The organism is Bradyrhizobium sp. ISRA464, from assembly GCF_029910095.1.
Lineage (GTDB): Bacteria > Pseudomonadota > Alphaproteobacteria > Rhizobiales > Xanthobacteraceae > Bradyrhizobium.
Genome location: NZ_CP094526.1, coordinates 1043627 through 1067331, shown reverse-complemented (window position 1 = coordinate 1067331; position 23705 = coordinate 1043627). Strand labels below are relative to the sequence as shown.

General features: G+C 65.2%; 18 protein-coding genes and 2 pseudogenes. 11 read left to right on the top strand and 9 right to left on the bottom strand.

From position 1 onward, the window contains the following. Positions 1-27 precede the first annotated feature (27 nt). Complete coding sequence (locus MTX19_RS04965; RefSeq protein WP_280982669.1) at positions 28-1047, bottom strand: ABC transporter substrate-binding protein; 1020 nt, start codon at positions 1045-1047, stop codon at positions 28-30. Positions 1048-1219: 172 nt separating this feature from the next. Here MTX19_RS04965 and MTX19_RS04960 point away from each other — a divergent pair, with 172 nt between their 5' ends. After that, positions 1220-2044 carry a creatininase family protein gene (locus MTX19_RS04960; protein WP_280982668.1) on the top strand — a complete coding sequence of 275 codons (825 nt, stop codon included), beginning with the start codon at positions 1220-1222 and terminating at the stop codon, positions 2042-2044. A gap of 74 nt (positions 2045-2118) precedes the next feature. Here MTX19_RS04960 and MTX19_RS04955 read toward each other — a convergent pair whose 3' ends face one another. Further along, the gene (locus tag MTX19_RS04955; RefSeq protein ID WP_280974174.1) at positions 2119-2388 is read right to left on the bottom strand and encodes a metal-sensing transcriptional repressor; all 270 of its coding nucleotides are present in this window, start codon (positions 2386-2388) and stop codon (positions 2119-2121) included. A gap of 330 nt (positions 2389-2718) precedes the next feature. Between MTX19_RS04955 and MTX19_RS04950 the strand changes: the two genes are divergently transcribed. The 4 genes from MTX19_RS04950 (at position 2719) to MTX19_RS39200 (ending at position 7625) form a co-directional block, all read left to right on the top strand. Beyond that, positions 2719-3024 (top strand): hypothetical protein, encoded by a 306-nt coding sequence (locus MTX19_RS04950; RefSeq protein ID WP_280982667.1) that lies wholly within the window; start codon positions 2719-2721, stop codon positions 3022-3024. A 484-nt stretch (positions 3025-3508) separates the two neighbouring features. Next, on the top strand, positions 3509-5182 hold the full coding sequence (locus MTX19_RS04945) for an Nramp family divalent metal transporter (RefSeq protein ID WP_280982666.1): 1674 nt from the start codon (positions 3509-3511) through the stop codon (positions 5180-5182). A gap of 302 nt (positions 5183-5484) precedes the next feature. Then, entirely contained in the window at positions 5485-7473 is a 1989-nt protein-coding gene (locus MTX19_RS04940) for a carbohydrate porin (RefSeq protein WP_280982665.1), read from the top strand. A gap of 77 nt (positions 7474-7550) precedes the next feature. Then, on the top strand, positions 7551-7625 hold the full coding sequence (locus MTX19_RS39200; protein ID WP_348638309.1) for a hypothetical protein: 75 nt from the start codon (positions 7551-7553) through the stop codon (positions 7623-7625). A 37-nt stretch (positions 7626-7662) separates the two neighbouring features. On the opposite strand, the gene MTX19_RS04935 is transcribed toward MTX19_RS39200, so the two are convergent. The 3 genes from MTX19_RS04935 to MTX19_RS04925 form a co-directional block, all read right to left on the bottom strand. Beyond that, on the bottom strand, positions 7663-9294 hold the full coding sequence (locus MTX19_RS04935; RefSeq protein ID WP_280974178.1) for an FMN-binding glutamate synthase family protein: 1632 nt from the start codon (positions 9292-9294) through the stop codon (positions 7663-7665). A gap of 219 nt (positions 9295-9513) precedes the next feature. Further along, positions 9514-10383 (bottom strand): patatin-like phospholipase family protein, encoded by an 870-nt coding sequence (locus tag MTX19_RS04930; protein WP_280985863.1) that lies wholly within the window; start codon positions 10381-10383, stop codon positions 9514-9516. Positions 10384-10686: 303 nt separating this feature from the next. Beyond that, entirely contained in the window at positions 10687-11460 is a 774-nt protein-coding gene (locus MTX19_RS04925; RefSeq protein WP_280982663.1) for a ferredoxin--NADP reductase, read from the bottom strand. A gap of 298 nt (positions 11461-11758) precedes the next feature. Between MTX19_RS04925 and MTX19_RS04920 the strand changes: the two genes are divergently transcribed. Further along, the gene (locus MTX19_RS04920) at positions 11759-12694 is read left to right on the top strand and encodes a RimK-like protein (protein WP_280982662.1); all 936 of its coding nucleotides are present in this window, start codon (positions 11759-11761) and stop codon (positions 12692-12694) included. A gap of 82 nt (positions 12695-12776) precedes the next feature. Here the strand turns inward: MTX19_RS04920 and MTX19_RS04915 are convergent. Further along, positions 12777-13505: pseudogene (locus MTX19_RS04915) on the bottom strand (amino acid ABC transporter substrate-binding protein); the annotation flags it as partial. A gap of 1 nt (position 13506) precedes the next feature. Continuing rightward, positions 13507-13704 (bottom strand): annotated as a pseudogene (locus tag MTX19_RS04910) (cation:dicarboxylase symporter family transporter); the annotation flags it as partial. A gap of 162 nt (positions 13705-13866) precedes the next feature. On the opposite strand from MTX19_RS04910, the gene MTX19_RS04905 reads away from it, so the two are divergent. The 3 genes from MTX19_RS04905 (at position 13867) to MTX19_RS04895 (ending at position 17863) form a co-directional block, all read left to right on the top strand. After that, a complete protein-coding gene (locus MTX19_RS04905) occupies positions 13867-14868 on the top strand; it encodes an NADP-dependent oxidoreductase (RefSeq protein ID WP_280982661.1) in 1002 nt (333 codons plus the stop codon). Between the two features lie 257 nt (positions 14869-15125). Continuing rightward, entirely contained in the window at positions 15126-16256 is a 1131-nt protein-coding gene (locus MTX19_RS04900; protein WP_280982660.1) for an FAD-dependent monooxygenase, read from the top strand. Next, positions 16250-17863 carry a benzoate-CoA ligase family protein gene (locus MTX19_RS04895; RefSeq protein WP_280984696.1) on the top strand — a complete coding sequence of 538 codons (1614 nt, stop codon included), beginning with the start codon at positions 16250-16252 and terminating at the stop codon, positions 17861-17863. The genes MTX19_RS04900 and MTX19_RS04895 overlap by 7 nt, the downstream gene beginning before the upstream one ends. Positions 17864-17987: 124 nt before the next feature. Here the strand turns inward: MTX19_RS04895 and galU are convergent, their stop codons facing one another. Beyond that, entirely contained in the window at positions 17988-18863 is an 876-nt protein-coding gene (gene galU / locus MTX19_RS04890; protein ID WP_280974183.1) for a UTP--glucose-1-phosphate uridylyltransferase GalU, read from the bottom strand. 222 nt (positions 18864-19085) lie between these two features. On the opposite strand from galU, the gene MTX19_RS04885 reads away from it, so the two are divergent. Together MTX19_RS04885 and MTX19_RS04880 are read left to right on the top strand one after the other, a co-directional pair. After that, the gene (locus MTX19_RS04885) at positions 19086-20462 is read left to right on the top strand and encodes a lytic murein transglycosylase (RefSeq protein WP_280982659.1); all 1377 of its coding nucleotides are present in this window, start codon (positions 19086-19088) and stop codon (positions 20460-20462) included. 358 nt (positions 20463-20820) lie between these two features. Next, the gene (locus MTX19_RS04880; protein ID WP_280985862.1) at positions 20821-22509 is read left to right on the top strand and encodes an SGNH family hydrolase; all 1689 of its coding nucleotides are present in this window, start codon (positions 20821-20823) and stop codon (positions 22507-22509) included. A gap of 321 nt (positions 22510-22830) precedes the next feature. On the opposite strand, the gene MTX19_RS04875 is transcribed toward MTX19_RS04880, so the two are convergent. Next, positions 22831-23565, bottom strand: coding sequence for an SDR family oxidoreductase (locus MTX19_RS04875; protein ID WP_280982658.1), 735 nt, complete (start codon positions 23563-23565; stop codon positions 22831-22833). Positions 23566-23705: the final 140 nt, after the last annotated feature.

Below are 23705 nucleotides of genomic sequence, written 5' to 3'. Positions count from 1 at the left end.
CACGCGCGTCTCAACCTTCCGGCCCGCTCAGTTCTTCGGCCTGAGCTCGACGCCGACCGCCTTGTTGACGAAGCGCAGCGTGTAGCCCTGGCGATAGTCGATCGTGCTCTTGACCACGCCGGCGGCGGCCATCGCCTCGAAGAAGCTCGCCATCCGCTCATCGGTCATGGCACCGATGCCGTTCTTCAAGGTGTCTCCGGAATCGACGATGCCGTGCTCCTTCATCTGGGCAACCGAATAGGCCAGCAGCTCGTCGGTCATTTCCGGATTGAGCTTCTTGATCATCGCATTGCCGGCCGAGTTGTCGCCGTAGAGATAATGATACCAGCCGACGATCGAGGCATCGACGAAGCGCTGCACGAGATCCGGCTTCTTGTCGACGAGGTCGCGGCGGGTCTCGATCAGGGTCGAATAGGCGCTGAAGCCGTAATCGGCGATCAAGAGGACGTTCGGCTTGAAGCCGGCCGTCTTCTCCACCGCGTAGGGCTCCGAGGTGACGTAACCCTCCATCGCGACCTGCTTGTTGACGAGGAAGGGCTGCGCGTTGGAGGTATAGGGCTTCACCTTGCTTTCGCTGAAGCCGTATTTGGACTTCATCCATTGGAAGTAGCTGGCGATGCCCTCCTTCGAAACCAGCAGCGTCAGCGGCTTCAGGTCCTCGATCTTGCCGACCTTGGCCTCGGGATGGGTCAGGAAGACCTGCGGGTCCTTCTGGAAGATGGCGGCGACCGCGACGAGCGGCACCTTGTTGGTGACGGCGTCGAAGGTCTGCAGCGAGTTCGCGCTCATGAAGAAGTCGAGCTTGCCCGCGATCAGCAACATGCGGTTGTTCTCGTTGGGGCCGCCGGGCACGATGGTGACGTCGAGGCCGTATTTCTTGTAGGTGCCGTCGGCCACCGCCTGGAAGAACCCGCCATGCTCGCCCTCGGCGACCCAATTGGTCCCGAACGAAACCTTGTCCAGGGTCTGCGCGCGCGTCGGGGTCAGCGCCGCGAGGACGGCAAGCAGGCCTATAGTTAACGCTCGCGGCAAAAAGGCCGGGTTCATGGTTGGACTCCGTCGATCATTCTGGCCCATGATGGAGGGCGAAGGACGTGGACCGCGCCCCAGGGATCGAGCCGCGCCCGAGGCGCGTAGAACACCCCGGAGGCATGGTTCGCATCCCCGCGAAAGATGGACAAACTACCCTGCAAATTCATCCAATGAAACGCTTCGCTTGATGACTTCTCAACTTCCGCCCCGCGACTGGACCGCCATCCACTGGCCCGACATCGGCAAAGCCGCGCCTTCGCGCTGGATCGCGGTGCTGCCGCTGGCCGCGACCGAACAGCACGGGCCGCATCTGCCTGTTGGAACCGACGTCATGATCGGCGAGGCCTACCTTGCGCGGGTCCGCGAGCTGTTGCCGGCGGCCGCGCCGGTGACGTTCCTGCCGCTGCAGCCGGTCGGCATCTCGACCGAGCACATCGATTTTCCGGCAACGCTGACGCTGTCGAACGAGGTCGCGCTCAGCACCTGGACGGCGCTCGGCGAGAGCGTGGCGCGCGCCGGCGTGAAAAAGCTCGTGATGGTGACCAGCCATGGCGGTAATTCCGCCGCGATGTCGCTGGTGGCGCAGGATCTGCGCGCGCGGCACGGGATGCTCGCGGTCACCACGAGCTGGTCGCGCTTCGGCGTGCCAGACGGATTGTTCGAGGCCAGCGAGCTGCGTCACGGCATCCATGGCGGGGCGGTCGAGACCTCGATCATGCTCGCCCGATATCCGCAGCATGTTCGGACGGAGGCGATCGCGAACTTCCGTCCTGCAAGCGTACGAATCGAAAAGGATCACCGCCATCTGTCCACGCAGCGGCCGGCGCCATTCGCCTGGCAGGCGCAGGACCTGCATCCGAGCGGCGCGATCGGCGATGCCACCAAGGCCTCCGCCGAGAAGGGCGAGGCGCTGCTCGACCACGGCGCGCGCGCGTTCTGCGAGCTGCTGGAAGACGTCGATAAATTCGACATGAGCGCGCTGGCCGCCGCGCCCCGCTGGCCGGCCCCGTAGCGCGACCGGCCGGCGATCGGACGGAACCAGCCGCCGCAGGCAGCCACTTTGCGCCGACCTCCGCACGCGGACGGTCAGAGATACTTCGCGATCAGCTTGAAATCCTTCAGCACGGCGCGGCCCTTCGGGCCCGCGGCCTTCAGCGTGTCTTCGAGGCTGTGGCCGATATGATCGTGGATCAGCGCCTTCTTGGCGCTCTCGATCGCGCTCTCCACGGCCTGCAATTGCTGGGCGATCTGCGCGCACGGGCGGCCCTGCTCGATCATCTCGACGATGGTCTCGAGATGGCCGTTGGCGCGCTTCAGGCGCCGGGCAATTGCGGCGTGCGGGTGGTCGTCGGACATGCGGTTCTCCTATCCTCCCCGGAGGATAATCACGATCCTCCCCGGAGGATAGAGAAATCGGCTTGACAGCCCCCTGCATGGGGCGTAGTGGCGGATTGTCGGAACAGCCGTTCCGCACCGGGGCATCCGTCCCGACCACGAGCCAGCAAAGAAGGCAAATGGGCAGTAGCAACTCAGGCGACAGTACCCCGACGATGACGGGACTCCTGCCGCCGCACGACAGCAAGACTGATCGCGCAGGCTCCCGCTGCGTGGATAGGTGGTCGCGCCTTAGCTGACCGCCCGCTCCTCACCGGCCTGCCGCACGACCAGCGGATGTGGAGGTGAGCGATGTTCGAAAAGCTCGCAAAATTTCGGCCATTCGAGCCGCGGCAGATGACGCCGTGGACGGTTCCCTATGCCAACGACAACCTCCCGGGTTTTCGCCGCCCGGAGGGCCGGCGCCGCCGTCCAACCTCGGCGCCGGCATGTTATTGGGTCCTGATCGACGGCCGCCTGGAATGCCGATGGACCGTCGAAGACACCATCGGCTCATTCATCGATGATCTCGATCGACAGCGACGCGCGGACCGGGGTTCCGGCCCGCGCGCAACAATCGCGCACCCCGCCGCGTTGAAGACAACGGCGAGTGCCTAGAGCATGATCCGGAAAAAGTGGAGACCGGTTTTCCGTCGCGACAAACGCGGAACGCGTTTGCGCGGAGATCATGCTCAAACGAAGAGACTGACATGGACGAAGGACCTAGTTGTCCCGTTGCGCGCCATCCCGGCGCGGCAACGGGGCTCCCTTCGAGGAACGACATCACGTTTGGATTAGCCGCTGCTCACGGCAGCGGAGGTTGCGCGCGCGCATAAAGCCGCTCCGCGTCCCTCGCGCCGTGCCCGACAGGCAGCGCGGAGACGATCGGAGCAGGCATGACAGAGACAGCCAGACACTTCGAGACAGATCTATTATCCCGTCGACAGAGACGCCTCCTCCGGCAGGCCGGAGGACGTCCCCACGACAGGCCGGGCGCGTCGTCAGCTGCCGCAAGGCCCCTGCCCGCGCCGAACGCAGACGACGTCATCCGCTTTCCGGCCCTGCGAAATAGCAAACCACGCAAATGAACAGGGAATGAGTCATGGCCGCCGTCAATGACTTGAACGACCGCGAAACCAGGACACCGGCGATCCGGACCGCCGTCCTGGACCAGGCCCATCTCGGCGACATCCACGGCGCGCTCGGCAGCATCGCCAGGGACGACGTTGCGCCGCGCGCGACCTTCCTCGCACGGCTGAAGACGCTGCTGGCGATCGTCGGCCCCGGCCTGATCGTCATGGTCGGCGACAACGACGCCGGCGCGTTCGGCACCTACACCCAGGCCGGGCAGAACTACGGCACCACCCTGTTGTGGACGTTGATGCTCCTGATCCCGGTGCTCTACGTCAACCAGGAGATGGTGGTGCGGCCTTGCGCCGTCACCGGCGTCGGCCATGCGCGGCTGATCTTCGAGCGCTTCGGCAAGTTCTGGGGCGCCTTCAGCGTCATCGACCTACTGCTGTTGAACGCGTTGACGATCGTCACCGAGTTCATCGGCATCACGCTCGCGCTGAGCTATCTCGGCCTGTCGCGGTTCTGGGGCGTGCTGGCATCGGCGGCGATCGTGATGATTGCGGTCTCGACTGGAAATTTCCGCCGCTTCGAGCGATTCAGTATCGCGCTGGTCGCGGGCAGCCTTCTGCTGGTGCCGGTGGTGTTGATGGTGCATCCGCCGATGGGGCAGATCGCGACCGACTTCCTCGTTCCGAAGATGCCCGAAGGCGCCAAACTCAGCGAGGTGATGCTGCTGATCGTCGCCATCGTCGGCACCACGGTGGCGCCGTGGCAGCTGTTCTTTCAGCAGAGCTACATCGTCGACAAGCGGATCACGCCGCGCTTCATCCGCTACGAGCGCATGGACCTCTGCATCGGCATCGTGCTTGTCGTCGTCGGTGCGGTCGCCATGATCTCGTTCTGCGCGGAAATCTTCGCGGGACGGCCCGAGTTCGGCAACTACACCGACGCGCTGGGGATAGCGGTCGGGCTCGAGAAATACGCCGGCAGGCTTCCGGCGGTGCTGTTTGCCCTCGCGCTGCTCGACGCCTGCATCATCGGCGCGGCGGCCGTCTCGCTCGCAACGGCCTACGCGATCGGCGACGTGTTCGCGGTCAAGCATTCGCTGCATCGCAAGCCGTGGGACGCCAAGAGCGTCTACGGCGTCTATTGCGGTCTGATCGTACTCGCCGCCGTGCTGGTGCTGACGCCGGGCACGCCACTCGGGTTGCTCACCAACGCGGTGCAGACGCTGGCCGGTGTGCTGCTGCCGAGCGCCACCGTGTTCCTGCTCCTGCTCTGCAACGACCGCCACATCCTTGGCCCCTGGGTGAACTCGACAAGGCTAAACCTGTTCACGGGGGCGGTGATCGCCGCGCTGGTGATGCTGTCGGTAATCCTGACCGCCGCGGTGCTGTTCCCCGACCTCGGCGAGGAGTGGATCCTGGGAATCCTGATCGGCGGGAGCCTGTTGGCGCTGGTACTCACCGCAGCCGTCAAGCTGTATGAGATGTCGTCGCGCCGCAACGCGGTGTTCCGCTTCAAGCCGTACCAGCTGCGGCTTAGCCGCAACAGCTGGCGGATGCCGCCGCTCGATCAGCTTCCGAAAGCCCGTCTCGGCGCGCTGAGCCGGATCTGGATGATCGTGCTGCGTGGCTATCTGGTCGTCGCCGCCGGCCTCGTGCTGCTCCGCATTGTCCAGCTGGCCACGGTGGGGGCGTGACCGGGACGCCCTCGGCCGCGCAGCCGGCGATGGGGGCGCGGCCGTGCTGCTGGCCTCCGCTGTTGCATGGCCGTCATAGTGCCGTGCAAATCGAGGAGGTAGTTGGCGACTCTCAGTTGCAATTGCGAACGATTTGCAATAAGGCTGATGTCAGGATTGCCGATCTGGCCTTGCATGGACCAACACAGATCGGACCGGGGACGACGGCGGGCGATGACTTCAAATCTCGGGTGGCGAGCGGCTGCCAAATCTGCAGTGATGGCAGGCAATACCTCCAACCGCTCGCGGGGCAACGCCGCGTCATGACCTGCGTCCGCTTCGTCCGCGTCCAGATCGCCGCCGGCGCGGCGCTCGGCGCCGCCGCTTTCGGCACGCCCGCGGCGGCGGCCGACGTGGCCGTCAAGTCGCCGGCCATGAGTACGGTTTACGCCTGGACCGGCTTTTACGCCGGCGCCCATGTCGGCTATGGCGACGGCAGTCTCGGTCCCGGCACCAATCCGCTTGCGCTGCAGGGCGTGTTCTTTCCGCACACGATCACCGGCGGGACCGGCGGCTTCCAGGTCGGATACAATCACGAGTTCGCCAACCGCTTCGTGCTTGGCGTCGAGGCCGACGCGACTTTCGTGAGTCCTCCCGACCTGCCGCGGCGGACGCCGGGCCCCTTCAACAGCTCGATCGACTATGTCGGCACCCTGCGCAGCCGCATCGGTTACGCCTTCGGCGGCTGGATGCCTTATGTCACCGGCGGCCTCGCTTGGGGACGCACCCAGGCCAGGGTGAACGACGCGGCGGGCGAGGTCGTGTCCGAGCCGGGCCAGTACCAGACCGGGTGGGCCGTCGGCGCCGGCGCCGAGTTTGCGTTGAGCGGCAATTGGACCGCCAAGGTCGAATACGACTATATCGACCTGTCGCGCCGGACCCTTGGTCTTGCCGACTTCGGCATGCCCGGCGTCACCATCGACCCGCGCCTCCATCTGCTGAAATTCGGCCTGAACTACCAGTTGGGCGACTCCCCCTGGTCGGCAACGCCGACCAAGCCGCTGCTGCCGGAGTCGGACAATTGGTCGATCCATGCGCAGACGACGCTGATTGGACAGGGCTACCCGACCTTCCGCGCCGCCTATAGCGGCACCAACAGCTTGCCGCCGGGCGGACAGGTGCAGCAGACCTGGACCACGACGGCGTTCCTCGGCGTGCGGCTCTGGGAGGGTGGCGAGCTCTACTTCAACCCGGAGACCGCGCAGGGCTTCGGCCTCAACGGCACGCTCGGCCTTGCCGGCTTCCCGAACGGCGAGGCCCAGAAGGCCGGCTCCGCGTATCCGAGGATCCGGCCGCAGCGCTACTACTTCAAGCAGACATTCGGCTTCGGCGGCGAGCAGGAAGATGTCCCCGACGGCCCCAACCAGGTGGCCGGCAAGCGCGACACCGATCGGCTGACGGTGATCGTCGGACGCTTTGCGGTCGGCGACTTCTTCGACGGCAACTCCTATGCCAAGGATCCGCGCGCCGATTTCATGAACTGGGCGATGTGGACGTCCGCCGCCTATGATTTCCCCGCCGACCTGCCCGGCTATACACGCGGCGCCGTGGTCGAGCTCAACCGCAAGGACTGGGCCGTGCGCGCGGGCCTGTTCCAGGTGCCGGATGCGCCGAACAGCGACATCCTGACCTTCAAGACCGGCGGCGCCCTCGTCGAGTTCGAGGGGCGCTACTCGATCTTCGACCAGCCGGGCAAGCTGCGCGTCGGCGTGTTCGGCAACCGCGGCAACACCGGCAATTACAGCCAGGCGCTCGCGGTCGAAGCCACCGACCCGGCGCTCGACATCAACAACGTGATGGCTGGTATCCGCAAGGACAATCTGAAATACGGCTTCTACGTCAACGCCGAGCAGCAGATCGCCAAGGACATCGGCCTGTTCGGCCGCGTGAGCTGGAACGACGGCCGAAACGAGATCCTCTCATTCACCGATGTCGACCGCAGCCTTTCGGGCGGCGTGTCGGTGAAAGGCAGCTACTGGGGACGGCCGGACGACACGATCGGCATCGGCGGCGCGATCAACGGACTCTCCGCCTCGCATCGCGATTTCCTCGCCGCCGGCGGCCTCGGCCTGCTGATTGGCGACGGCGCGCTCAACTACCGCAACGAAGGCATCTTCGAGAGCTATTACGCCTACTCGGTGAACAAGCACCTGACGCTGACCGCGGACTACCAGTTCATCGCCAATCCTGCCTACAACGCCGACCGCGGCCCGGTGCACATCTTCTCGGGCCGGGTGCACGGCGAGTTCTGATGCTGACGTAGCCCGGATGAAGCGCAGCGAAATCCGGGGCCTTTACCCGCGCGCGTGACCGAGTCGCTCCCACCGCCGTGCTGATCCGGCCTGACGGGTATGTCGCCTGGGCGGGAGGCGCCCGGCTCAGCCGAGACTCAGAGACGCGCTGACCAGATGGTTCGGCGCGCCCGTCGCGGCATAGCGCAGCTAGCCTGCCGGCTGGAACGAATCCGCGCGCGCCATCGCCCAGGCGTCGCGGAAGCGGCGGTCCTGCGTGCCTTCCAGCAACTCGCCGGGCCGCAGTGCCGGATAAAGCTCGGCAAAGGAGCAGACCTCGGTGGTCGAGCTCCGCTGCGAGAAGTGGATCGGCCGCAGCTCCTGGGTGTGTTCGAGGCCGGCGGCGGCGAGCAGCTCGGTCAGCGCGTGCAGGGTCGAGTGATGATAATTGTACACGCGCTCGATCTTGTCCGGCACGTACAGCGCGCGGTTGCGGATCGGATCCTGCGAGGTGACGCCGGTCGGGCAGCGGTCGGTGTGACAGCTCAAGGACTGGATGCAGCCGAGCGCGAACATGAAGCCGCGCGCGGAATTGCACCAGTCGGCCCCGATCGCCATCGCCCGCGCCATGTCGAAGGCGGTCGCGATCTTGCCGGAGGCGCCGATCTTGATGCGGTCGCGCGCGTTGATGCCGATCAGCGCGTTGTGGACGAAATTGACGCCCTCGCGCATCGGCATGCCCAGATGATCCATGAACTCGAGCGGCGCGGCGCCGGTGCCGCCTTCATTGCCGTCGACCACGATGAAGTCGGGATAGAGTCCGCTCTCCTTCATCGCCTTGCAGATCGCCAGGAATTCCCAGGGATGGCCGATGCACAGCTTGAAGCCGGCCGGCTTGCCGCCGGACAGCTGTCGCATCTTCGCGATGAACTCCATCATCTGCAGCGGCGTCGAGAACGCCTTGTGATAGGCCGGCGAGATGCAGTCTTCGCCGAGCGGCACGCCCCTGATCTTGGAGATCTCCTCGGAGACCTTTGCGGCCGGCAGCACGCCGCCATGGCCGGGCTTGGCGCCCTGGCTGATCTTGAGCTCGACCATCTTGATCTGGTCTTCGCTCGCGACGCGCGCGAATTCGTCGGGGTTGAAGGTGCCGTCGCGGTTGCGGCAGCCGAAATAGCCGGAGCCGATCTCCCAGATGATGTCGCCGCCCATCTCGCGGTGATACGGGCTGACGCCGCCCTCGCCGGTGTCGTGCGCGAAACCGCCCTTCTTGGCGCCGGCGTTCAGCGCCCGCACCGCGTTCGGGCTCAGCGCGCCGAAGCTCATCGCCGAGATGTTGAACACCGAGGCCGAATACGGCTTGGTGCAGTCGGGACCGCCGATGGTGATGCGGAATTTCTGGTCGGCGCGCGGCTTCGGTGCCACCGAATGGTGCATCCACTCATAGCCCTCGCGGTAGACGTCCTCCTGGGTGCCGAACGGCCGCTTGTCGAGCACGGCCTTGGCGCGCTGATAGACCACCGCGCGGGTGTCGCGGGAGAACGGCATGCCGTCCTTCTCGCTCTCGAAGAAATACTGCCGCATCTCCGGGCGGATTTCCTCGAGCAGGAAGCGCACGTGCGCCGAGATCGGATAGTTGCGCAGCACCGCGTGGTTCTTCTGCACGAGGTCGCGGATGCCGAGCAATGTCAGCGCACCGAAGATCAGGAGCGGGACCATGACCACGTTCCAGATCTTCGGATTGTGATCGAAGACGCCTATCGTCAGCAGGAGCGCCGTCACCACGGCGCAGGTCGTCAGCACGATGAAGCGCGGCGAAAACGGCAGCAGCAGCGTTTCCATAGAACCCCTCAGCCAATGGGCAAGGCTACCTTGTCGGCCGTGAGCCTAATCCAACTCGCGGAACAAGTCCTACACGGTTATAGCGCCGAGCAGTCACAGATATGACAACCGCCCGAATGGGCGGTATCCCTGTCGTATCGCTTAAATTGAGCTCGTATTTTTGCAATGCAACGAAGGCGCGCCACGCCGGCGGAGAGGCAAATGGAAGTCAGCGCGACCTCAATGGTCGTGCGGCCGCAATTCGTGCGGAATGCGCCCCTGCTTCAGGGCGTCGCTCGCGAGCCACGCATCGGTGGTATCGATCGCCCGCGCGATATGATCCGATGTCCGGGAGAAATCATAGGGCGACCCGACCAGGGGACAGAGCGGCGGCACGACGAAATACTCGACATCGGGGCCGATGTTTTCCAGCTCATTGACGAGCTGACGCGCGATCAGGAGCGTCAGCTCATGCAGCGCATTGGCGACCGCGCCGACCGGCGGCGCCTGGTTGGCGCAGGCATGCCCGGTCGGCAGCACGATCAGCCGCTTGGCGCCCTGCCTCACCGCGACGCGGACCGGCGTGTTGCTGGAGATGGCGCCATCAGCCAGGAAATGATCGCGATAATGGACCGGCGTGAAAGCGCCGGGAATCGCGGTTGACGCGATGATCGCCTCCGCGGTCGAGCCTTCCGACAGCACCACGCTGTCACCCGAGATGATGTCGGTGGTCACGATGTGGACCGGCATCCGCGCATCCTCGAGATTGCGGAACGGGATGTGATCGTCGATCAGCTTGCGGATGCCGTCGTGGGAAATCAGGAAGTCGCGTCGCCACAGGAAGCCGAGCAGCGTCTTCCAGCTCATCGGAAACACGTCGTGCCGCTGCAGGCCGCGCCAGATCGCGGCCAGCCGCTCGACACCCGAAAGCGTCGGGTCACCGGCATAGAAGGCGCCGTTCAGCGCCCCGACACTGGAGCCGACCACCATGTCGGCGATGACGCCATGCGCCGCCAGCGACTGCAGCATGCCGACCTGGATCGCGCCAAAACTGCCGCCGCCGGCAAATACAAAGGCGGTCTTCGGTGCATCCGGATCGGTGATGGACAAGGTGCTGCTCTCCCTGACCGCCGCGTCGGCAACCGGCCGCGCGGCGTTGGCCGGGATTTATAGCAGTGGAGGAATGAGCGGGGGAGGGTCGGGGTGGGGGTATCGCCACGAGTCGGAATCTGCGAGTGGAGAGAGCCCCCACCCGCCGCGCTACGCGCGTCGGCCTCCCCCGCAAGCGGGAGAGGCGAAGCGCACACGCGGACGCGCTGTGCGAAATGAAAAGGGCTGGAGCCTGATGCAGTTCCAGCCTTCGCCAATAAACAATAGCATCGGCATGTCCCAGCCCGCGCCGGGCCAACAAGATCAGCGCTCGACGAACGCCTTCTCGATCACGAAGTGGCCGGGCGTGTTGCCGCTGCCTTCCTTGAAACCGCGGGTCTCGAACAGCTGCTTGAGGTCTTCCAGCATCGCCGGGCTGCCGCACATCATGATGCGGTCGGTCTCGATGTCGAGCGGGCCCTGATGCAGGTCGGCGAAGAGCTGGTTGGAGGTGATAAGGTCGGTGATGCGGCCGCGGTTGCGGAACGGCTCGCGCGTCACGGTCGGATAGTACAGGAGCTTCTCCGAGAGCAGCGGCCCGAACAGCTCGTCCTCGCGCAGCTTGGCGACCAGCTCCTCGCCATAGGCGAGCTCGGAAACCTGGCGGCAGCCGTGCACCAGCACGATCGAGTCGTAGCGATCATAGACCTCGGGGTCCTTGATCAGGCTGGCGAACGGCGCGAGGCCGGTGCCGGTCGACAGCAACATCAGCCGCTTGCCGGGGATCAGATTGTCGGTGATCAGCGTACCGGTCGCCTTGCGGCCGACCAGGATGATGTCGCCCTCGCGGATCTTCTGCAGCTTCGAGGTGAGCGGGCCGTCCTGCACCTTGATCGAGAAGAACTCGAGCTCTTCCTCGTGATTGGCGCTCGCCATCGAATAGGCACGCAGCAGCGGCCGGCCGTCGACCTCGAGGCCGATCATGGCGAACTGGCCATTCTGGAAACGGAAACCGGAATCGCGGGTGGCTCGGAAGCTGAAAAGCGTATCGGTCCAGTGGCGAACGGAAAGAACTTTCTCTCGATAGAACGCGCTCATGTGTTTTCGTTTTCTCGATTGACCAGATTTAGAATGGCTTGATTTTCAGGCTGCCCGCGACGACTCGGAAGTGGCCGAAATCATTGAATATCTCGCGTTTCCATTGCGCCGATGCATCAGATAGTCAAGATCACGTGGCGTGCAATTGCGATCTCAGGATGGCAGTCGCTCGATTTCGCGGATGGGGTTCAGCCACGACAGCGTTAACCCGCCGTAATAGACGCAATTTACTTGCTGAGATCTCCGCCGATCTGGCAAATAATTGCTACGAAAACCGCGGCGAAGGGAAAATGATTCAGTGGTCCTCATCAGCCAGCGTCTTTTTCTGGAAACTATCAAAAAATATTGTCTCGCGCACAATATCGCGATCGAGATCAGGTCCGGCGGCTGGCTGGTCATCATGCAGCGGGGCGCGGAGCGGCGGCTTGCGATCGGCTACGACGTCGGGCTGAACAGCGCGGTTGCGCATCAGATCGCCAACGACAAGGCGGCCTGCGCCGAGGTGTTGGCAACGGCCGGCGTCGCCGCGATCCCGCACACTTTGTTTCTCTGCGCGAGGCTGAGCCCGCATATCCCGGGATCGGGATCGATGGAGGCGATGCTGCGGCTTCTCGATGCCCATCCGCGCGGCCTCGTGGTCAAGCCGAATGAAGGCACATCGGGCGAGCTGGTCGTCCGCGTCACGACCAGGGCGCAACTGGAGCAGGCTGTCGCGCGCATCCTTGCCGAGCACCCGAGTCTTGCGATCTCGCCCTATGTCGAGATCGCCGACGAAGTGCGCGTCGTGCTGCTCGATGACCGCGCGCTGATCGTCTACAGCAAGATGCGCCCGCAGGTGACGGGCGACGGCGTCCATTCGCTGCGCGAGCTGGCGCGGCGCACCGTGCCGACCGAGCAGCTCGAGACAATGGCCGACGACTTCGATGCCGCCGAGCTCGACGCCGTCCCGCCTGCCGGCGAGCGGCGCATTCTCAACTGGCGGCACAATCTCGATTCCGGTGCCGCCCCGGTGCTGCTGGCGGACGGCGCGACACGCGAAGCCTGCATTGCGCTTGCGATCAAGGCGGCACAGGCGCTTCGCATCCGCTTCGCCTCGATCGACGTCGTGCACGCCGATGGCGCGTGGCAGATCCTCGAGGTCAATTCCGGGGTGAAGATGGAAGCGCTGGGCAGGCGGCATCCGGAGCTGGTCGAGGCCGCGTACTGGGCCGCGATGGACGAGGCGTTTGCGTAATTTCCGCACGCGGTCGCCGCGTATCCCACTTCGCCTCTCCCTTGTGGGAGAGGTGGAGTTCAGGACGCTCGTTCGTGACAAGTCACTCGTTCTCGTCGAGCACCTTGAAGGCCTCTTCGAGCTGCGGCGAGAGCGCGACGTTGAGCTTCTCGCCGGTCGGCAGGCGGGCGACGAACCACTTGTTGTAGAGCGGGATGATGTCGTGGTTGGTGGCGAGCTTGCGGAATGCGCGCTCGACCACGTCCTTCATCTGCGGCTCGCCCTTGCGGTACATGATGCCGTAGGGATCGTAGGACAAATAGTCGCCGGTGACGCGGAACCTGTCCTGCGACTTGTGCCGCGCGATCAGGCCGTAGAGCAGGATGTCGTCGGTCGCGAACGCGTCGGCCTTGCCGTCCGCCAGCATCTGGTAGGACTGCTCGTGATCCTCGGCGGTGACGATCCTGAGCCCGAGCGACTGCCTGGCGTCGACATTGTGCATCGCCTGCTCGTTGGTGGTGCCCTTGGTCACCACCACGGTCTTGCCCTTGAGGTCGGCGACCTGGGTGACGCTGGAGGCCTTCGGCACCATCAGCTTGGTGCCGGCCACGAACATCAGCGGCGAAAACGCCACCTGCTTGGACCGCTCGGCGTTCGCCGTGGTCGATCCGCATTCGAGATCGATCTTGTTGTCGACGACCGCCGGAATGCGGTCGTCGGAGGTGACCTTGACGTACTCGACCTTGAGGTTGGCGTCGTCGACCTCGACCCCGATCTCGTCGACGATGGCGTCGCACAGTTCGAGGCTGTAGCCGATCGGCCGGTTGGACTGGGTTGAACGAGTAGCCGAGCGGCAGCACGAAGGACGAGATCCGCGACGAGGCGCCGAACCGGTTCAGCCCCTCCAGCGTCTTCGGATAGGCCGCCTCCGACGAGGCGGTCGAGAACGCGATCATCAGGGGCTCGCGGATCAGCCGCAACAGATGGCTGTAGCGCGGCCCGATCACGATAAAGCCGACCATAACGAGGATGCCCACAACACGCTTCGCGTTTGGCGGGACTTTGCCGAAATGTTCACGTTGTGGAATGCCGGCGTGCGGACTAGCGTTCACGCGGCGCACGATGCGTGCAACGACGCGGCTGCCGCGCAATCACTTGCCTTAAGAACGACCAATGCGAGGGGAGACACCACCATGAACAACACCGTCAATCGCCAGATCCTGCTGGTCGAAAAGCCGACCGGAAAACTTGGTCCCGAGCATTTTCGTCTGACCAAGGGCGCGATCCCCGAGCCGAAGGACGGCGAGGCGCTGGTGCGCACGCACTACATCTCGCTCGACGCCGCCAATCGCGCCTGGATGCACGGCGCCACCTACCGCGCGGCGGTCGAAGCCAACACCGTGATGGCCGGCGGCAGCATCGCCGAGGTGGTGTCGTCGAAGGACCCCGGCCTGAAGCAGGGCGACATCGTGTTCGGCGACACCGGCTGGCAGGATTATGCCGCGGTGCCTGCCAAGCATCTGTCGAAGATGCCGAAGCTCGAACCGATGACGCATCTGCTCAGCGTCTTTGGCGTCGCGGGACTGACCGCCTATTTCGGCCTGCTCCATGTCGGCAAGCCCAGGGAAGGCGAGACCGTGGTGGTGTCTGCGGCCGCCGGATCGGTCGGCTCGATCGTCGGCCAGATCGCGAAGATCAAGGGCTGCCGCGTCGTCGGCATCGCCGGCGGCAAGGACAAATGCCACTGGCTGACCAGCGAGCTCGGCTTCGACGCCGCGGTCGACTACAAGGACGGCGCTACTTACAAGGCGCTGCGTGCAGCGGCGCCGAAGGGCATCGACGTCTATTTCGACAATGTCGGCGGCGACATCCTGGAAGCCTGCCTGTCGCAGATGAACAACCGCGGCCGGATCGCCTGCTGCGGCGCGATCTCGCAATATGACGGCGTCCCCTCCGCGCACGGCCCGCGCGGCGTGCCCGGCCTGATCGTGGTGAAGCGGCTGATCATGCAAGGCTTCATCGTGATGGACTACATGGACCAGCGCGACGCCGCGCTCGCCGACCTGCAGTCCTGGGTCGCGTCGGGCAAGCTGAAGGTGCAGGAAGACGTGATCGACGGTCTCGAGAACACGCCGCAGGCGCTGATCGGGCTGCTCGCCGGCGAAAACCGCGGCAAGCGCATGGTGAAGGTGTAGCACAAGTGCTCTCAATCCGGTCATCCTGAGCGCGGAACGCGCGTCTCGAAGCACGTAGGCCACAGACAGGCCTGGTTCGCCTGGCGATGCGAAGCATCGTCCAGAGACGTACGGAGCCTGTCATCGGGCCGCGCCTTGCGCGGACCCGTTGGCGCTCCCGACCATGAGGGACGACAATTTTCCCTCTGGCGTTCCCGCCGGAGGGCGGCTAGTCTCGCTCCAAATAGTAAGTACACTGTCAATCTGGGAGGCTAACGTTGCGGATCGCCGTGATCGGCGGAGGGCCCGGCGGGCTTTACTTCGCCTATCTCTGGAAGAAGCGTCACCCGGACGCCGAGATCGACCTGTTCGAACAGAACGCCGCCGACGCGACCTGGGGCTTCGGCGTGGTGTTCTCCGAGCAGGCGCTGGACTTCCTGCGCGCCGACGACCCCGAGACGGTCGATGTCATCGCGCCGCAGATGGAGAGCTGGAAGAACATCACGCTCAATCTGCGCGGCGAAAGCGTCGAGATCGACGGCGTCGGCTTTTCCTCGATCGGCCGGCTCGCGCTTTTGACGATCCTGCAGCAGCGGGTGCGCAGCGTCGGCGTTACGCCGCGCTTCGACACGGTCGTGCAATCGGTCGACCAGCTCGAAGGCTACGATCTGATCGTCGCCGCCGACGGGCTGAACTCGATGGTCCGCCGCAGCTTCGAGAGCGCGTTCGGCGCGTCGGTGTCGCATTCGACCAACAAGTTCGCCTGGTACGGCACGACGAAGACCTTCGCGACGCTGTCGCAGACCTTCGTGGCAACGGAGCGCGGCAGCTTCAACGCCCATCACTATCGCTATGCAAAGGATATGAGCACCTTCCTGGTCGAGTGCGACGCGGCGACCTGGGCGGCCTACGGTTTTGCCGACAGGACGATCGAGGAATCGCAGGCGATCTGCGAGCAAGTGTTCGCCGCAACCCTGGACGGCCACCGGCTGATCTCGAACAAATCGGTATGGCGCAACTTCCCGTGGATCTGGAACGAGCGCTGGTCGCACGGAAACATGGTGCTGATCGGCGATGCGCTGCATTCGGCGCACTTCTCGATCGGTTCGGGTACCCGGCTCGCGATCGAGGATGCGATCGCGCTGACCAAGGCGCTGGAAGGAGAAAACGGGATCCCGTCGGCGCTCGCGCGCTACGAGAGCGAGCGCAAGCCGATCGTGAAGAAGCTCGTGACCGCTGCACGCACCAGCGCCGACTGGTACGAGCGTTTCCCCGAGCACATGAAGCTCGGGCTGATGGATTTCGCCTACAGCTACATCACCCGCTCAGGCCGGATCGACGACGCGCGGTTGCGCACAATGTCGCCGGCCTTCATGGCACGCTACGAAGCTGAGAAGGAACAATCATGACCGAGATTGCCGACCAGGTTCCTCCAGAGAATCCCGGCGCGCGCGAGATCGGCTTCACGATCCCGGAGCGCTACAATGCAAGCCGCATCCTGTTCGACAATCTCGCGAACGGCAATGCCGAGCGCATGGCGCTGACCGGCCCGGCCGGCACGCGGACCTATCGCGAGCTTTGCGCCGAGGCCGCGCGCTGGGGCCATGGCTTCCGGTCGCTGGGACTGAAGCGCGGCGATCGCATCCTGCTGTTCCTCGACGACACGCCGGCCTACCCGGCCGCGTTCTTCGGCGCGGTGCGCGCCGGTTTCGTGCCGCTTTTGATCAACACGCTGACGACGCCGGAGCTGCTGCAATTCTACCTGTCCGACGCCGGCGCGCAGGTCGCGGTCACCGATGCCGAGTTCTGCTCGCGATTCAATACGGAGGCCTGCAAGGACACGCCGCTGCGCACGCTGATCGTGGTCAACGGCACAGCCGGCGACCATGCCGTGGCAGAGGCGCGCAACGCCAGCGAATGGCTGCCGGGATTTCCCGGCGAGCTCGATGAAGCCGACACCCATCGCAACGAGATGGCGTTCTGGATGTACTCGTCAGGCTCGACCGGCCGCCCCAAGGGCATCGTGCATCTGCAGCACGACATGGCCTATAGCGAGCTCGCCTTCGCGCGCAACGTGCTGAAGCTTTCGCCTGACGACATCTGCTTTTCGGTGCCGAAGATCTTCTTCGCCTATGGCTTCGGCAACTCGATCACCTTCCCGTTCTCGGTCGGCGCCGCCACGCTGCTGCTGCCGGGCCAGCCGAAGCCGGCGGCGATCTTTGCCGCGATCGAGACCTATCGCCCGACCGTGTTCTTCGGTCTGCCGACACTCTACATCTCCTTGACCAAGGCCGAGGCCGCCGAGCGAACCGACTTCTCCTCGCTGCGGATGGCGATCTCGGCCGCGGAGGTGCTGTCGGCCGATGTCTTCAACGGCTGGAAGCGGCTCACCGGGCTCGAGATCATCGAGGGCCTCGGCTCCACCGAGGTGCTGCACATCTATCTCTGCAATCGCGCGGAGAAGAAAAAGCTCGGCGCCGCCGGCCTGCGCGTGCCCGGTTACGAGATCATGCTGCGCGACAGCGACGGCCGCGAGATCGGCGACAACGAGGAAGGCATCCTGTGGGTGCGCGGCGATTCCGCGACCCCGCTCTACTGGAACCGGCCGGACAAGACCGCCGAGACCGTGCGCGAGGACGGCTGGATCTACACCGGCGACCGCTTCATGCGCGACAGCGACGGCTTCCACTTCTTCCGCGGCCGCGCTGACGACCTGGTCAAGATCTCCGGCCAGTGGGTCTATCCGCTCGAGGTCGAGCTCTGCCTCGCCGACCATCCCGACGTCCGCGAATGCGCCGTCTATGCCGCCGAATTGCCGGACCGCCGCATGACGCTGAAGGCGGTGGTGGTGATGAACCAAGCCGGCTTCGACACCAACGAAGCGACGCGGCGGCTGCAGGATTACGTCAAGACGAAGCTGTTGCCCTACAAATATCCGCGCGAGGTGAAGTTCGTCGACGAGCTGCCGAAGACCGGCACCGGCAAGATCGACCGGCAAGCGGTGATGCGGATGTGACAGATGATGCGGAGATGATGCTCCGCAACTCCGCCACCGCCCTTGTCTGAACACACACAAGGGGGAGGGAACCCAAGCAGCGTGCTCACCTCACCCCCCGTTCACAACGACAGCGCCTCAAGCGTCACTTCTCGAGATACTTCTTCATGTCGGCGCGCAGGCCCTCGCGCAGATCGTCGCGCTTGAGGCCGAAGGCGATGTTGGCGCGCAGGAAGCCGGCCTTCGAGCCGCAATCGTGACGCTCGCCCTCGAACTCGACGCCGTAGAACTTCTGCGTCTTCGCAAGTCCGATCATGGCATCGGTGAGCTGGATTTCGCCGCCGGCGCCGCGCTCCTGCGTCGCCAGGATATCGAAGATCTCCGGCTGCAGGATGTAGCGGCCGGTGATCGAGAGGTTGGAGGGTGCCGTGCCCTTCGGCGGCTTCTCCACCATGCCGTCGACCTCGAAGATCTTGCCGGTGCGCTTGCCGACGCCGCAGATGCCGTACTGATGGGTCAGATGATCGGGCACTGCCTCGACCGCGAGCACATTCGATTTCTCGCCGAGCTTGGCTGCCGCCTCGATCATCTGCTTGAGGCAGCCCGGGGTGTTCAGCACCAGCTCGTCGGGCAGCACCACGGCGAACGGCTCGTTGCCGACGATGTCGCGCGCACACCACACCGCATGGCCAAGGCCCAGCGGGGCCTGTTGCCGGGTAAAGCTCATCGCACCGGCTTCGGGCTGGTTCTGCGCCAGGATCTCCTGCTCGGCCTTCTTGCCGCGCTGCGCGAGCGTGGTGTCGAGCTCGAACATGCGATCGAAATGGTCTTCGATCACGCCCTTGTTGCGACCGGTCACGAACACGAAGTGCTCGATGCCGGCTTCCCTGGCTTCGTCGACGACGTACTGAATCAAAGGCTTGTCGACGATGGTCAACATCTCCTTCGGCATCGCCTTGGTGGCGGGCAGCACGCGGGTACCGAGACCGGCGACGGGGAAGACGGCTTTACGGATTTTCATGGGACTATCGGAAGCCTTCAAACGGGTGGGAGGGCAATCAGCCCTTGGTAGCTCGTTTGCAGCCGCGAACAAAGGCAGATGAAAGGCAGATGTATGAGTGCGGCATATTTCCGCCGTTCCAGCCGGCGAGATGCAGCGGCATCAAAATCTCGCCTTTGTTAAGCGATTGGAAACCGTGACAGGGCCTTCTGAAACGGCAGTTTTTTGGGCAGGCGCATCACTATGCGGTCGACGGGAACATCGAGAACCAACCGGATCGGCGCGATCACGATCGCGCTGTCGCTGCTGATCCCCGGCAGCGCCCTTGCCCAATCGGCGAGCAACGGACTGACTGACCTGATCGACAGCATCTTCTCGAGAGCGAACCAGCCGCCGCAAGCCGCGACGGGACCGGACGGCGCCGCGCCGCCCTGGAGCGGGGAAGACGGCGCCTCGGGCCATCCGCTGATGACTGCCGCCGCGATCCGTGAGGCGGCGGCGAATTTTCCGAACTGCATCGCGCAGATGTGGCCAGATGCCGCACGGCGAAACATCAGCCAGGAGAATTACGAGCGCTTCACGGCGGGCCTGCAGCCCGACCTGCGCATCATGGACCTCCTGGATTCGCAGCCGGAGTTCACCAAGGCGATCTGGGACTATCTCGACATTCTCGTGAGCGACGCCAGGCTCGCCAAGGGCCGCGAGATCCTCGCGAAGTACAAGCCGCAGTTCGATGCAGCCGAGCGGGCCTACGGCGTCGACCGCTACATCATCGCGGCGATCTGGGGCATCGAGTCGAACTACTCGACCCAGATGGGCGACCGCAGCGTGGTGCAGTCGACCGCGACACTGGCCTGCATCGGCCGCCGCCAGGCCTATTTCAAGGACGAGTTTCTCTCGGCGCTGGAGATCCTGAACCGCGGCGATCTCAGGCCAGAGCAGATGCGCGGCTCCTGGGCCGGCGCCTTCGGCCCGACCCAGTTTATGCCGACCGCCTTCAAGCGTTACGCCGTCGACGCCGACGGTGACGGCCGCCGCGACGTCGTCGACAATCCGGCCGACCTGATCGCCTCGACCGCCAACAACCTGAAGAAGGACGGCTGGCAGAGCGGCGCGAGCTGGGGCTACGAGGTCGTGGTTCCCCAGGGCTTCAACTACATGCTGGCCGACCGCGCCAAGGCGATGCCGCTATCGCAATGGGCGCGTCTCGGCCTGAAGCGCGCCAACAACCATCCGTTCCCGCGGCCCTCCGAAAAGGCCTATCTGCTGGCGCCGGCCGGTGCCGAGGGCCCGGGCTTCCTGATGCTGCAGAACTTCCGCGTGATCATGAAGTACAACCCGGCGGAAGCCTATGCGCTCGCCATCGGCCACTTTGCCGATCGCCTGCGCGGCGGACCGCCTTTCGTGCAGCCCTGGCCGCGCCAGGAACGGGTGCTGTCGCGCGCCGAACGGCTGGAATTGCAGCAGCTCCTCGCCCAACGGGGCTTCTACAAGGGCACCCCCGACGGCCAGATCGGCGGCCTGACCCGCGAGGCCCTGCGCGGCTTCCAGGTGTCGATCGGGGCGCCCGCCGACGGGTTTGCCACCTCCGAGGTGCTGGACCGGCTGCGGGGGCGGTGATCCGTCCTATCGCTCGGTTCACGGGCGCTCTCCACCTCTCCCGCGTGCGGGGGAGGTCGCCGTGCTCGAAGAGCACGGCGGGTGGGGGCTTTCTCCGCTCAAAGACCCTTTCGAAAGCCCCGTTTGCGGCAACACCCCACCTCAGCCCTCCCCCGGAAGAGGGAGAGGGAGTGCACCATCGTCGCGGCGACACCTTCGGACTTTCCCCGCCTCCAAAAGTAACCCTGAAATCAGCCATCCGCCCCGCGCCTTGACGGCGGCCGGACAGGCCCGATTTATGGTGGTGGAAAAGCTGCCCGCTTGCGGCCCGATTCCGCTAATATGCTGGCACTTCCAGCTGATCGCGACCGAAATTCAAATGCCGAAGCCGAGATCCTTTTTGCGCATCTTCACCGAAGCCGGCCCGCTGGTCGCGCTGACGGTCGCGATCGTGCTGTTGCTCGGCCTCGCCGCCCCCGCCTCGGCCCAGTTCTTCAACTTCCCGGGCTTCGGCGGACCGCCCCAGCGCCCGGCCCCGCAACACCGCGGCGGCTGGTTCGGGTCGGACTTCTTCGCACCGTTCCAGCACCAGCTGCCGCAACAGGCCCAGCCGCAGCGGCCGCGCGAGGATTTCTCACGCGCCCCGCCGCCGGCCAAGCGGGAGGCCGCGGCCGAGCGCAATGTGCTGGTGCTCGGCGACGCCATGGCCGACTGGCTCGCCTACGGCCTCGAGGATGCCTATTCCGACCAGCCCGACATGGGCGTGATCCGCAAGCACAAGACGGTGTCGGGCCTGATCCGCTATCAGCCCAAGGGCGAGCCCGCGGACTGGGCCGCCGCCGCCAAGGGCATTCTCGCCAACGAGAATCCCGATGCGATCGTCGTCATGCTCGGCCTCAGCGACCGCACCGCGATCCGCGAACCTGTCGCCGAGAAGAAGGCCGACAAGAAGGACGAGAAAAAAGACGCACGCGCCAAGCCGGACGCGAAGCCCGGCGATGCCAAGCAGGACTCCGCAGCCAAGCCTGACGACAAGCCGACCGACTCCGAATTGTCGCCCGACGATGAGAGCGACGCAGCACAGGCCGTGCCCGCGAAGACCGCGCGCTCGCCGAACGGCCTTTACGAATTCCGCGACGAGCGCTGGGTCGAGCTCTACAGCAAGAAGATCGAGGAGATGATCAACGTGCTGAAGAGCAAGGGCGTGCCGGTGCTGTGGGTCGGCCTGCCCGCGATCCGCGGCCAGAAGGGCACCTCGGACATGCTGTTCCTCGACGCGCTCTATCGCGACGCGGCCGGCAAGGCCGGCATCACCTATGTCGACGTCTGGGACGGGTTCGTCGACGAGTCCGGCCGCTACCTGCAGAAGGGCCCCGACTTCGAAGGCCAGATCCGCGTGCTGCGCACCTATGACGGCGTGTTCTTCACCAAGGCCGGCGCGCGCAAGCTCGCCCATTATGTCGAGCGCGAGATCAACCGCCTGCTAGCCGCACGCTCGGGTCCGATCGCGCTGCCGAACGAACCTGCAACGCCGGACACCAGCGCCGAACCCGGCAAGCCCGCGCCGCGTCCGCTGGCCGGACCGGTGCTGCCCCTGGTCGCCTCCTCGGTCGGCACTGATCAATTGCTCGGCGGACCGGGCTCGCGGCCCGCCGCCGTCGATCCGCTCGCCGCGCGCACGCTGGTGAAGGGCGAGGCGCTGGCGCCGCCCGCCGGCCGCGCCGACGATTTCATCTGGCCGCGGCGCGAGATCGAACGCGAGCCGGCGAAGGGCGACGTGCCGGTCGCCGCGACCACGCCGACCGCACCGGCGACGCCAGCCAATCCGCCGCCCACGACCACGGCGATCGCGCCCGACGGCTCGATCATCACGGCACCGCACAAGCCGAAGCGGGTGTTCCGTCCGGCCCAGACGCAACCGCCGCCGCAGCCGCAGCCCTGGTTCCGCGAGTTCTTCGGTTTCGGCGCACCGCAGCAGCGCCCGCTGGTGACGCCGCCACGGCCGCCGCGACCGCCAGCCAATGTCGGCCGATCCGCGTCGGTGCCGCCGCGCAACCCCGTGCAGTAAGCGTGTGGCGGTTACGCCGCGCGACACGCGCACCCGTATGATTGATGGAAAATTGCAGGGCGGATGAGTCGAAGGCAAATCCGCCGATGAACTCTGACGCGTGAGCTCAGTCGTGGCGGGCTGCGCGTTGCCAACCCGAGATTAGGTTGAGATGGAGCGGCGGCGGTTCACCTCTCCCTTGGGAGAGGTCGGCGCGTAGCGCCGGGTGAGGGATTACGGTCTCTCGTTGGAGCCGCGCCCCTCACCCGATTTGCTGCGCAAATCGACCTCTCCCCGTCGGGGAGAGGTGGCCGAACCGATTCGATCCAAATTCATTGCACTCTAGAGGATCAGCCCGCCGTCGACGACGATGGTCTGACCGACGATGTAGGACGCCAGCGGCGAGGCCAGAAACAGCGCGGCGCCGGCCATGTCGGCAGGCGTGCCGAGGCGCTTCAGCGGAATGCGCTCGAGCGCACCTTCGAGACGCTTCGGATTTGCCGTCGTCACCTTGGTCATCTTGGTGTCGACGAGGCCGGGCGCGATGCCGTTGACGCGGATGCCGTCCTCGGCCCACGCCTCGCCGAGCGTGCGCGTCAACCCGACCGCGCCGGTCTTCGAGGCGTTGTAGGCCGGATTGCCCATGGTGGAGTGATAGGCCGCGGTCGAGCTCACGATGATCAGCGATCCGTTGCTCGCGCTGAGCATGTCATGGAATTTGGTCGCGCAGGCCATCAGGCTCATCAGGTTGACCTCCATCACCTTGCGGAAGCCATCCATCGCGAATTCCCCGCGGCGGTAAATCACCGCGCCTTGCGCCAGCACCAGCACGTCGAGCCGGTCGAAGGACGGCTTGAACGCGTCGATCGCCTGCGGATTGCTGACATCGAGCTGCGCATAGGCGAGGCCTTCGAGCTGCGAGCCGTCCTCGGCGGCATAATCGCTCGCCTGCGCACGCGTGCCGCAGACGGCGACGCGCGCGCCCTTGGCGCGGAACGCCTGCGCGATGCCGTTGCCGATCCCGCTGGAGCCGCCGACCACCAACACCTGCTTGCCTGAGAAATCGAGTTCGTTCATCGCGTTCCTCTCCCGTTTGCTGTTTTCTTGATTGAGTATGATCCTTTTCGAAAAGCCCCCGGCGGACTTGCGTTAATGCGCTGCCGACGCGCTCGGATCCGATCACCGGTTTGACGTATTTGCGGATCGGTGCCAGCCTT